The organism is uncultured Aquimarina sp. (assembly GCF_947492405.1).
GTDB lineage: Bacteria > Bacteroidota > Bacteroidia > Flavobacteriales > Flavobacteriaceae > Aquimarina.
Genome location: NZ_CANLMP010000004.1, coordinates 256,771 through 269,602, shown reverse-complemented (window position 1 = coordinate 269,602; position 12,832 = coordinate 256,771). Strand labels below are relative to the sequence as shown.

At 32.6% G+C, this 12,832-nt stretch carries 6 protein-coding genes; all 6 read right to left on the bottom strand.

Translation table 11 applies throughout. The annotated features are described in order from the left end of the window. Positions 1–76: 76 nt before the first annotated feature. A complete protein-coding gene (locus Q0829_RS15770) occupies positions 77–5,383 on the bottom strand; it encodes a CHAT domain-containing protein (protein WP_298544852.1) in 5,307 nt (1,768 codons plus the stop codon). A 406-nt stretch (positions 5,384–5,789) separates the two neighbouring features. Then, positions 5,790–6,119, bottom strand: a complete 330-nt coding sequence (locus Q0829_RS15765) for a hypothetical protein (RefSeq protein WP_298544849.1) — start codon at positions 6,117–6,119, stop codon at positions 5,790–5,792. Between the two features lie 291 nt (positions 6,120–6,410). Beyond that, positions 6,411–7,859 carry a S41 family peptidase gene (locus tag Q0829_RS15760; protein ID WP_298544847.1) on the bottom strand — a complete coding sequence of 483 codons (1,449 nt, stop codon included), beginning with the start codon at positions 7,857–7,859 and terminating at the stop codon, positions 6,411–6,413. 180 nt (positions 7,860–8,039) lie between these two features. Beyond that, positions 8,040–8,789 (bottom strand): LytTR family DNA-binding domain-containing protein, encoded by a 750-nt coding sequence (locus tag Q0829_RS15755; RefSeq protein ID WP_298544845.1) that lies wholly within the window; start codon positions 8,787–8,789, stop codon positions 8,040–8,042. Between the two features lie 8 nt (positions 8,790–8,797). Continuing rightward, on the bottom strand, positions 8,798–11,839 hold the full coding sequence (locus Q0829_RS15750; RefSeq protein WP_298544842.1) for a two-component regulator propeller domain-containing protein: 3,042 nt from the start codon (positions 11,837–11,839) through the stop codon (positions 8,798–8,800). Positions 11,840–12,119: 280 nt separating this feature from the next. Further along, positions 12,120–12,686 carry a hypothetical protein gene (locus Q0829_RS15745; RefSeq protein ID WP_298544840.1) on the bottom strand — a complete coding sequence of 189 codons (567 nt, stop codon included), beginning with the start codon at positions 12,684–12,686 and terminating at the stop codon, positions 12,120–12,122. Positions 12,687–12,832 lie beyond the last annotated feature (146 nt).

Here is a 12,832-nt window from a genome sequence, read left to right as displayed (position 1 = left end):
GTAAAACAGCAGGTTGTATAGCAATATGGAATACAATAATTTTTTATCAGAAGTTTCCTAAACCAAAGACTACATTTTAGTCTGTTTCTCGATGTAACATTTTTCGTATTTCTGTCTGAATTGATTGTAGCTGTTTACCAAGAGTTTCATCCTCGATATAATGCAGTAAAAAATTAATTTGCCTTATTTCAATATTAATATAACGTGGGCTATATAAAAGTTGAAATACATTTTGATAGGTTTTTATAATATCTATCTTAGGATCAACCTTGAAATCATTATTCAGTAACATCAAACTGTATTGAGTTTCTGTGATACCTATTTGAATCGATACATCAAAATTCACAGTATTCATGTTTCGTAATTTCTCTTGTAATTGCAATAAATAATCTTTTACATTACTTACCTGCTGAAGCGTTTTAATAGTATTTAATCGCTCATTAAGTGTTTTACTTTTTCTTAGTTCTAAAATATATCCTAAGAAAATTAAATTGGTAATAGCATCAAGATAATCTCCATCATCTATATCACCAGAAGCAATTTCAAAAGCTTCAGTATACAATGAAAATGCCTTTTCTAAGGATTCGATTTGTTTTTTGGGAGTATCCTTAAAAAGTAAAGAAGACATTTTAAAAGCATTAGCTACAATGTTTAGCCGTTTTGGATTACGCCCCAGTAAACACAGTTTTTTTATTTCATTCAAATCATCTTCGACACTTTCTGAAGTTAAATGATAAGATTTTATGGTGCAATAGTGTTGAAGCGCACAAATTGAAAAATTTCCATTGGGTATTAAAAACAATTCTTTAAATTTTGAAAGGGCTATGTTTTCCATTCCTAGTTCATCATAAATCAAGGCTTCTTTTTCTATGACCACTGCATCCAGTAAATCTGCTTTACGGGCTTTATGGAGATAGTTGTCTAATTTTTCTAAGGTTACAGAAGTATTATGTTCCTGATCTCTTATGGCTACTAGCAAGTTATCCATATCCGTATGGATTTGATCCGGGATTACATATTCTAACCCTTCGTGTTCAGTACCTTGATTATTATTGAATTTGTAAAATGGATTTCCATAACATTGATAGGCGCCCCAGGTATTGGTCGCTGGGTGATTCTGATAACAACTCATACGTGCTTTTTGAACGGATTGCCCAAAATTATACCCCATAAACATATTGTTATAAAATGTTTCTGCAAAAGTTTTTGCTGCTGCGTCGTTCACAGCCCATCCAGAAATCACAATTGCTTTTACACCCATTTCTATGAGTTGTGTTCCAACATCTGCTGCTAAACTATATCTGGATTTATAATACTTATCATCTTCCGCATTCAACGCTCCAGAATAACAACAGTTTATAAATACAAATTCTGGTACTGTACTGAGCTGTTTTATCATTCCGGGATCAATAAATAAATCACCACCAATGGCGATTCCTACTTCTCCTTTTTCGGGATTATAAACACCATGTCCTGCAAAATGAAGCATCTTATATTCATAATTAAATAATTCTTTTAAAATATCCGAAGCTTCCATTCGTATTACCGGATTAGGCTTATAGCTATTGGCCCGCATTTGATCGGCTACCCATTCTGCTTCTATTTTTGCTGCTATAAGTGGTTTTAGATCATCACGATCATATAATGGATCTCCAACGACTAGCACATTGTTGTTGTTTAATCTTGCATTTTCAACTTGATAACTATCCTTGGTAATTAACTGTCTTATAAACCCTGCCATCACAGAAGCTGGCATTTTATCAATATACCTATCGTGTAATAATTCCCAGGGAATCTGGGCAGCGCACTTATTTAGTTTTACTACCATACTATTTTGATCCCTGAATATATTCTTAAAATCATTGGGAATTAACATTTCAAAAAGAGTCTTCGATAATTTTTTATTCCATGAAGATTCCAATATATCTTTATCCAAAAGATGCTTCACATGGCGAATTCCAATTCCTGTTGTCTTTTTTTCGACTCTAGCCTGATTATTATTTGTGTATACTTCCAGTTTATTTTCTCCGATGCAGGCAATATGTAAGTTTGACCATCTGGTATATGGATTTTCTTCAATTAAATGACGCCTTTTGGCTCCAGGCATTCGTATAATTTTGGGATTTAGCTTGAACCTAATTCGTTCATCTTGCTTTTGAATCCGATTTAAACAAAAATATGCCTGACTGGAAAGTGATTGATAGTAGTTCACGATCTCTACATTTTCAATAGGTCTCAACCCCTCATTGGTTCTTTTGATATAATTATTTGCTTGAGTTACTCCAAGAAGGATTCCTTTGATTGATTGTTCTATCGAAAGTTTACCGTATCCAATACCGATCATTACAAAAGAAAGTCCTTTAGAGTATTGCTTTGCTCTTGGAAGCGTGTAATTATCTCTCATGAACATTGCATATTTTCTGACAGCAAGGTTTACAGTTTTTGCTAAAAGAAAAGAGGTGAGTTCATCAGGTAAACCTAATCCACAAACGATAGCTCCTTTAGGTTTTGTTAGAAGATTAAAAAACACTTCGCTTTCTCCAATTTTACCAGGATAATGACCAATTCCCATCCTTTGAGAAAGCCTACCTCCCAGATAACTATCCAGTGCTTTTTCTGCACTTAAAATCAAGTCCATAAAAAAGTGCCCTACCATAACAGGAAATGATGATGCTTTTAAATCCCCGTGTATAACATCTACTCTTAATTCATTAGTTTCGATTTTGCTACTGACTTTTCTGCCTCCAAAGATGGTGTTGAATACTTCATCAGAGTCGAATAGCGGAACTGGGTATTCTTCTCCTTCCGTAATAATTTCTTCACTTCTAAGAGAAGATTCTGAAGTCATCAATGCAGTAGTACTTCCTATTTCTAAAATATCGCCAACTCCTTTAAACACTTCGTCTTCATCAGCAAGACTTCCGTGAGTTGCATTAGCATAATAAAGATTTTTACTTCCGATAAGCGGTTTTGGGATTCCGGTATCCCAGGTAACACTTCCATCTCCTCTAGAAGTAGATCTGTATATAAGTTTCTTTTTACTCGAAAAAAATCTGTTTCCTAATCTATAATCAAATACAGTATGATCATCCTTACCACAGATGTAATAGATATTTTTAAAGAAGTCATCTTTACTATTAATGTCTTCTAAAAAAGATAATACTTCTTCTCTATATTCTTCAAAGTGATGGAGTGATGGTTGATTGCTTTTGGGGTTAGGCATAGTATCTATTTTGGCATCTTCTTTTAGTTCATCCCAAAACTGTGACTGCCAAAAAGGGCGATTTTCTGTACTTTCGATAGGTAATAATTCGAATACTCCTTTGTATTTCCAAAATATACGTAGTAATTCTTTTCGATTATGTTTAAAATCCAACATAGCAAGTTGCTTAACTCTACCACTATGTCCGGTAAGAACTTCCATGATTAAGTAAGAGCCTAACCAGGGGGTGCCGAGCATGATAAATTTGTTTAGATTATTTTTTCTATAATCTTCCCAGAATTCCTTATGTGCCATCATACATTGTCGCACAACAAGACCACCCATAGAGTGTGCTACTATATGAATATTTAGGTCTTTTGATTCTTTATGAATTTTTTCTATTTCCTTTTTTAATTCATCAGCGGCTTTAGATATCGAAAGACGCCAATCGAATTCTAAAGTAACTACATCATACTTCTTGTTTAGATATTGGGCAAAACCATCATAGTACTTCTCGATAACACCAGAAGGTCTTATTTTATCATTACTAATATTTAATTGAGTCGCTATTGCTCCTTTTTTTATTTTTTTAAACTGTACCCATAGTTCTTCCTCACCTTCAGCAAGTGCTGATCCCATAATACCTGGAATAATTATGACAACATCTCTTTCATATGTAGTAGGTTTGTAGCTAACACTTTTCATGGAGAACCACTTCAATAAAACACCGCGATCTCCTTCTACATTGACCTTTCTTCTAAATAATGAAGTATGTGTTTTTTCAGAAACAGACAATGCTTCTAATATGGCTTGAGTGGTATCAGGATTCGAGAAATATCTAAAATGATTCGTATTACTATTTTGAGATTCATAAATAAACATACCATTGCTACGCTGAATGCCATGATACATGCGTTGTGTATCTACGACTAAGTCATTAGGTGAGAAATAAAATAAATTGGCTAAAATTACTTTCAAAGATTCAAAATTGAATCCACCAATCTCAGCATCTCCTGCTATGCAGTACAATTCACTCTGAACTTTAGAGATTCCACTATTCATCATTTGCTGAAAAGCGGACTCTGGCATCATACTATTGAGTCCTGGTAATACTTCTGGATCTTCTTTTTGAGCTAGTAACTCTAGTAAAAAGGATTTAATAATTCCATATATAGGATTACTAACTCCCAAGCCTAAGGATACTGCATTTAATAATAAATTAAAAAAATGATCTACTCTACGTGATAAGATCGTGGTACCACTTGATGGCGAAGCTACTCGTACAACTTTGTTTACATAGAGACGATGAGTCTCCGCTTTTTTATTAATTTTCTCTATAGTCTTGGTTAAGGATTTGTTGTTTTTTCGAACAATATTTAACTCTTCTTCGTTAAATCCAATAGTACCATTAGATCGATTGCGATAATCGCATTTTGCCAAAATATCGGCGACCAGGCCTCCTCTAGAATGGCTTAGTATATCTATTTCGCAATTTTTTGATATGTTTTCTAAAAAGGTTAAAGCGTTATCTAATGGGCTTTTAGAAAGTGTCTCATGTTCTAAAGCTATGATTCTACCTTTATAGATTGCTGCCAATTCTTGCCAAACTCCATTTCCTATGAGTTCTCCAAATGATTGTTGAGCAGTGGACAGTGTTCCGTGTAGTAACAGTAGATATCTGCCGTTTTTATGATCTTCTATATCATAAGGTCTACGCTCCATATTAGCATCTAGACAATAAAGGCCGGGTTCTGGCTGTACCTTTTTATCATATTGTATTCCTAGTACTTTTATCGCTGTTGCGGCAGTATTTTTTGATTTGAATATATTAAACAGCTTAATAGCTGCTTGTTTAATACTTCCTCTTGACGTTTCTTTGGATAATATAAAAGGTTCGAATACGTAATCTTCTTTTCCTGTAGAACGGCTCGACTGCACTTTTGTATCATAGATTTCCTGAATATCATCCAGGTGACCAATCCACTCTGTTTTATCAGTAAATTGAATTGCCAATAAATCGGTGTCGTCAACATCAATTTTTATGGCTTCATTACTTGAACGAGTAGACGATACTTCTATACATTTTTCTAATTCATATGTTTCTTTTAGATGTTCAGGTAATAAATGAGACATCTTATTCGCATCTATTTTTTTTCCGAAGAGTTTTGCGGTTTTCGTCATGATACAGAAATTGTAGTTATAATCTTTGTTTACATCGATACTATCAAAAACACTATCTTGATAGGGGTAGTGATAAACAGGGTAGATTGTTCGTCATCCGCAAATTCCTAAGCATTTATTAATGCCACAACATTGTTTTTTAAAATGGATAGAAATAAAAAAACCGTTTTCAAATCTGAAGTCTAAAAACAAGCTAATCTTACTAAGATGATACGTGGTAAACGTTAAGTATTATAAAATTAAATAAATTAAGCTAAGGATCTACTGTTTGGTTGTGAAAATTCCCTTAAATATAATTTTAAATAGCTGTAAATCAGCTGTTAATTGGGTAAGGTGTAATATTCAAAAAGAAATTATGAATCTTAGTTAATGTTAATATCACACCTTACTGCATAGTGTTTTTATTTTATGGAGTGTCTTCTCCTTCACCTACAGGTTCTTTACCAGTACTAAGAGATCCCCATTTTAATGTAGTATGAAACTTTACATATACTGGATCTTCATTTCTTAGCGTATCAATCAAGGTTTCCATCTCAGCTTCGTGGAAATAAATGTTAAGAATGTTATTGGCGTGCTGTACATTTTGTGGTAGTGCTTGTCCATCCTTTATGATTCCAAAATATCCCAAATATTTGTTATTTGGATCATATAGATACAAGAAGCCTACTTGTTTTCCTCCAGAATAATTACTAATAATTAGTGTGCTATAATCTTTAATTTTGTGTGAAACTACCATGTTGTTTGGTTTAAAAGTTAAATTTTGTGTGGTCACAAAAATAAGTTTAGATATATAGTAAGAAAAGAGTTAAAAAACTGATTGTTAAGGGGTTGTTTCCCCTTTAGGGATGCTTTTATTAGAATTTTTTATATTGAATCTAGTATGTGAAAGTAGAAACCTGTAATGAAAATTCTAATATTTTCTAAATACTATGCTGTGTACGGTAAGATTTAAAAGAATAAGATTGATTTGTAATTACGATTGGGTTTAGAATCATTTGTAAAATCTATTCCTATCTAAGACGTCGTTTTAATTTTTCTTTAGATGATTTAGAATAAAAGCCATCTCAATATCTTTTTTTGAAACCCATTCATCTAAGGTTGGATACATAATAAAATCTGGAATTGTACCCCTCCCAAAATTCTTTTTTGAGTCTACTGCAGTAGTATATTTTTGTAATGGTATTGTAATCGACATATTACCGTGTATTGGGATTTCAGGCATCATTCCGCTAGTGTTTCCTTGAAATCCACCACCTGTTTCTTGTCCGATTATTTTGGCAATATTATTTTCTGCAAGAATTGCTACAAAGTCGCTACAGGAAGACATACATAAACCGTTGGTTAAGATATAAACATCTCCTTTATAGTTGTTCTTAGCGGGATTTTGAATCTCATAGTAATCAAATTCATTGGTTTGCTTAGCTTTTTGCCAGTGGTATGCGTCGCCTACTTTTATAGGTTTCTTGTAAAAAAGCCGATTAACTCCTGTTATTTGCCCGGCAGTTTGTTCTGTTACTTCTATCTTTTCCCAATATCTAAAAGGCTTATTAAAAAAGTAACTTGCTAAAAATACAGCATTACCATCCGTTCCTCCGGCATTATATCGAAGATCAATAACCAATTTCTGGATTTCCTGATCTTTTAAATTTTGGAAAGTTTTTTTTATGAATTTTCTGAAATTCTGACCATTTTCTTTTATAGTAGTTTTGGCAAAAGAACGAATTTTTAAAAATGCAACATCATTTTTAATTTCTAAATGTAGTTGTTCTTTATCTGAACCTTCTTGCGATAGAAATGAAGGAAAAGCTTCCTTATCAATACCATCCAGTTGGAACATTTTAATTTCGTCATTAACCTTCACTTGAATGTTAAAAGAAGTCTCACATTCAATAATACTTTGATACCAAAATGAAAAACGATGATTGAGCAAAAGTATTTTTAATGTTTCATTATAACCATCAGAAGGGATTGTATTTAATAATGTTTCTAATATTTCGGAGCTCGATTTACCATTAATAGTAATGAGCTCACTTTTGATGGGCAATTCCTTATTATTCGAAAGGTTCTCCGTAATAAAAATCCTCTTATCTTTAGCTATGAATATGTTTACAGGAAGCAGTTTGTAGGTTTCGTCTAAATACGTATGGTAGCTTTCTGATAAATTTATCGAAGTGTGAAGACAACCAATCTGCGCAAATAAAGGCTTGAGTTTTCTGTAATACGCTATGGCTGTTAATGAATCTGTTATAGTCTGAGTAGTCGAATCTATAATGTTATCAAAAGACTCTTTAGTCGTATATCTATAGAATCCAGGATGTCCTTTTTCTATACTTATCATAAGTTCTTTTGTCCAAACTTTTAAGCTATCAGCGGAAAACTTTTCTAGAGGATCAAAGGATGTTTCATCTTGAGCATTGCTATTAGCTATAATGAATACATTGAATAAGATCAGTATTATAAGTTTTTTGTTTTTCATATGGATAAATTTCTACAAATAGGATAGTATAGAGACGCAAGTTGTAATGCGATAGTTGCAGAAAACCGTTTTGGATTTTACGAGATGCTAGCAGTATATCTAAAATCGTATTGTTTTTATCTATTACTATGGGATTTGGGGGTAAGGTACTAGGATCTTATATTCGACTAAGTACTTATTTTACCTATGCATACTATCCAAAATTTCCATAACCTCAACCTTTTTACGAACGGATACAGGTACATTTTCACCGTTTTTAAGCATGAGATAACCACCATCAGCTTTTATAAAAGCACTGATACATTGTAAGTTGATCAAATGACTTTGATGAACTCGCAGAAACTGATAATTTTTAAGCATATCAGCAAAATATTTTAAAGTTTTGGTCACAAAAACCTTTTGACCGTCTTGTAGATAAAAGATGGTGTTGTTACTATCAGATTCGCACCGCACGATATCATCCAGACTTACAATTATAATTTTATCTAAGGTATGAAGCGATATTTTATCTGGCTTTTGCTCTGGGGCAGATAATGTATCTTTAAGTATATCCAGACGTTCCTTATTAGGTTGGATTTGTTGCTTCGCTTTCTCAACAGCCTGTGCTAATTCTTCATTAGAATATGGTTTTAAGACATAATCTATAGCAGCAAATTTAAAAGCTCTTATTGCATATTCATCACTAGCAGTAACAAATATAATTTTGGATTTTAATTCCGGAAATATTTCTAACACATCAAATCCAGTTCCATCACCAAGCATGATATCCAAGAATAGTATATCTGGTTCATTAGTTCTTAAAGCTTTAGCAGCTTCAACGACACTTCGAGCAGTATCAATAATTTTTATTTCGGGATGGTTTGTTTCCAGATCACTTTTTAAAAGTTGAAGCGCATCTGGCATATCTTCTACAATAATAGCTGTTAGCATAGTGGTTATTAATAGTCTGTTAATAATGGTATTCTGAACGATATTTCGGTGCCGGCTACAGATGCATCTTCTTCTAGAATTTCTTTTATCTGTAGTGCATCTTTTCCTGAGATTGATTCTAATCTTTCTCTAGTTACCGTTAGAGCCATGGATTGATGATCAGTTTTGGTTTTTGCTTTTTGAGATTGAAAAATACCCAATCCATTATCTAATATCTTACAATGTAAGAATTCTTCATCAGTATCAAAAAATACTTTTAGTTTTCCGTCTCGGTTTCCTTTTAGGATACCATGTCGTATTGCATTTTCTACAAAAGGTTGGATAAGCATCGGCGGGATCAAAACCTCTTCCGGATCAAATTCTGAATCTATAGTAATTGTATACTCAAAAGACTTATTAGCCATTAGTTTTTCTACTTCGATGTAGTGTTTTAAGGTCTTCATTTCCTGATCAAGTGTAATATGATCTTTTCGAGAATTATATAGAGTTTCTCTAAGAAGTGTAGCAAATGTATTGATGGTACTATTCATTTTAGTTGGGTTGCTCGTTCCCATAGCTTTGATACCATTTAGGACATTAAAAATGAAATGAGGGTTCATTTGTAAACGCAATGCCTTTTGTTCTAAAGAGAGTAAATGATTTTGCATCTGCAATTTCTCTCGTTCTTCATTGTTTTTTAATTTAACTTTTCTAATGTATAAAAATGTAATGATGGTGAGCACTAAAAGTAAGATCCCAAGCATGGTGAGCTGAAACCATATTTTATTATAGATCGGGCTATCAATAAATATTTTGAAAGTAATAGGTTGGCTTTCTTCCCATCTATAATTTCTGGATTGAGCAGAAAATGAATGTGCTCCATAAGCCAAACCTGCCAGGTTTTGCTTTTTTTCTGATGACCAAGGGCTCCAGGCGGTATTATTCAATTTATAACGATATTCTATATCGTTAGGATGATCTAAATCTATAGTTTTATAGCTGAAGGATAATTCTGTTTGTTCTGGAGATAATTGTAATACGTTATCATTTTTGGCCCATATATCCGGATTAATAGAATCCAGTGTTTGGTAGGCTATTTCAACATTTTCGAAGTGTACCTCAGGTTTAATAGTGGCTTTACCAATTTCTCCTGGTTCATATTTAGTTAATCCATAGATGGCACCAAACCATAAATTGCCTTTTGTATCTTTAGAAATTGCATTAAGACAGGTTTCGATTCCCAAAAAACCATCATTTCTTCCAAAATGAAGAACATCTTTTATTTGGTTGAGAAGATTAATCTCTACACGGTCTACACCACGTTCGGTTCCAACCCATAGATTCTCTTCTTTATCAAATATCATTTGATAAATGTTGTTAGAATATAAATTCTTTTCCCCATTTAATTTTTTAAAAGAAAGATCCCCGTCTAAACTACTCCACCATATTCCTTGCCCTGCCGTTCCTAGATAAAGTTTGTTGTCTTTAAAAACAAAAGAATTAATTGCGATTTTTTGATCAAGGACATTACGATGATGTGTGACTTTATTTTTTTTAATAAACCCAATACTTCCATTTTCTGTAGAATACCATATTTTACCTTTTCCGTCAGATGCCATATGTTTGATCTCTAGGTCTTTTATTCCTCGTTTTTTAGAGAACCTTCGTATGGATCGTACTTTATGTTTTTTATAATCATATATAAATCTCGTAATTCCAGAAGAGTATGTAGCTGCCCAAACAGTATCATTAGAGATATGTATTGATCTTACCCAGTTGGCTGATAGGCCACGTTTTTTGTTGATGATATAGTTCTTAATTACCTTTTTAGTAATAGTGTCCCTCACAGGATTTTTAGAGCTTTTATTGGTAATGATGATACTATCTTTAAGTTTAATTTCTTTTAATAAAATACCTTTTCCTTCTGTGCCTGCCCAGATATTTCCTCTGTTATCACTAGTAATACTTTTGATTTTTACTTCAGATAACCTCTTGTCTTGTTTAATTTGGTGTATTCCTGTACTATCTATTTTTATAAGTCCAGATTCCGAATTAGATGCCCAAATTTCGTCATTGAAGGTATGAACAGCGTATACTCGATTTCCCTTTAATCCCGTATCCTGATTGTAGTGTGTAAAATTATTTTGAGAATATTTATAAAATCCTCCTCCCGATGTAGCAATCCATATGTTGGATTGACGGTCTAAAATACATTTTCTAATATTAGACACTGCTAATCCGTTTTTACGATTTATTTTTTTCTTTAATCTGTAATTAGTAGCATCTAATATGGTGACGCCGGCGTTGTTTGTAGAAAACCACAATTCTGTATCTAGAATAGAAATATTATTAACGCTTAATGGTTCTTGTATCCATTTATTTCCATAGCTTTTTGCGTTGGTATTTAAAACTAAGACTCCTTGATTTATGGCAGCTGCAAATACTTTTGTTTTATGATATAGCGCAGTAGTAAAATTATAAGCACTATGTCTTACCATAATACTAGCATCCTTATCAATCTTATTTAGTTTCCAAAGTCCTTTATTCGTGGCAACCCAGAATAGTTTGCCATCAAATACTATATCATTTACAATGCTAGTATTTATTTTGGGATCTAATTGTATTTTTTTTAATCCAGAAGTTGGAGTGTATATATGAATCCCTACGTTAGTAGCAAGATAAATTTTATTATGGATTCTGAATATTTTATTTATTTGTAATCCTTCAAAATTCAGAAATTGCTTTTTTGTTTTAATAGAAAGTCCTCTTCTAGTTCCAATAAACAAACTATCATTAGCAAAGTTCAAAGAATGGATATAGTTAGACAATAGTCCATCGTCTTCATTCCATGTTTTAAATTCTTCTCCATTGAATCTGCTTAGACCCCCACCTCGAGTTCCGAGCCATAAATACCCGATATCATCCTGTATGATATCATATACTTGTGATTGAGGAAGCCCATCTTCTAATGTGTATGCTCTTAGTCCATTATTCTGCGCAAATAATGTGTGGATAGAATTTATCCATATGACAGCAATAAGAAGTAAGTAAGAAAAGTGATTGGGGCTCATAAAAACTAATGTTTGATAACAAATATAATCAAACTGTTTTTTTTGTTTTGTAAACCCATTAAATACTTAGATAAAAAAGTGTGTTTTGTAAAACCGTATACAAGCAGGCAGTTTTTTTGGGAAAAACAATTGGAAATAATTGGACGCGCCTGCTGTATACATTGGTTTTATATATTAATAGAAAACCTTAAAGCTTAATAGAATAGTGAAAAAAAATAGAACAATGCAGTACAATAAAATAATAGAGTAATAAATAGTATAGTTCTCTTTACTTAAAATATTAGTAGCTGGTAATTGCTGTATTCTTTGGAGTATTAACTTTGTTGTCATTCCAGGTTAAGCTTAATTTTAGATTTACGTATTTTGTTTCTAATTTTTCGTTATATAAATATTCTGTCTCTAATATATTACCTTTTATACCATATTCTTGGCTTGGAAATGTATATTGAGAATTGGTGTCTGAGTTTTCACAATAAACATTAGTTAATTGCGGGAGTGAAACAAGTTTATCTTCATTAGTTACCATAAAATAGTAAGATTCTACCTGCGCACAACACGATAAATACTCCACTTCCATCTTAATCACCTCAGAGACCCCTTCCAGACCAGGATTCTCTAAGGTGGTGATAAAGATGTCCTCAAAAAGCTCAATATCATTGATAGTGAAAGTAGTTAAGTTTTCTGAAATTCCCCCCAAACGTACCAGATTAACAATGCAAGTTGGTTGTTCTGATCCATTCTCTTTAATTTCAGTAACTGCTGCGTACTTTCCCGTTTTCTGAAAACTTTGTGCTTTCATAAACTGAAATCCTATAATTAGGATGAAAAAAACAATGATCTTTTTCATAACAGTATATTTTGAGGTTGATTATTTTGTACGAATTTATGTACTTAATCTAGTTGTGAAGTTGGGGTTTTAGAATTCGTTGCTATCAATTTAGAATTCGTAAACCTCATTACGGTTTTAACATAATTCGAATGAATTGTCTATTC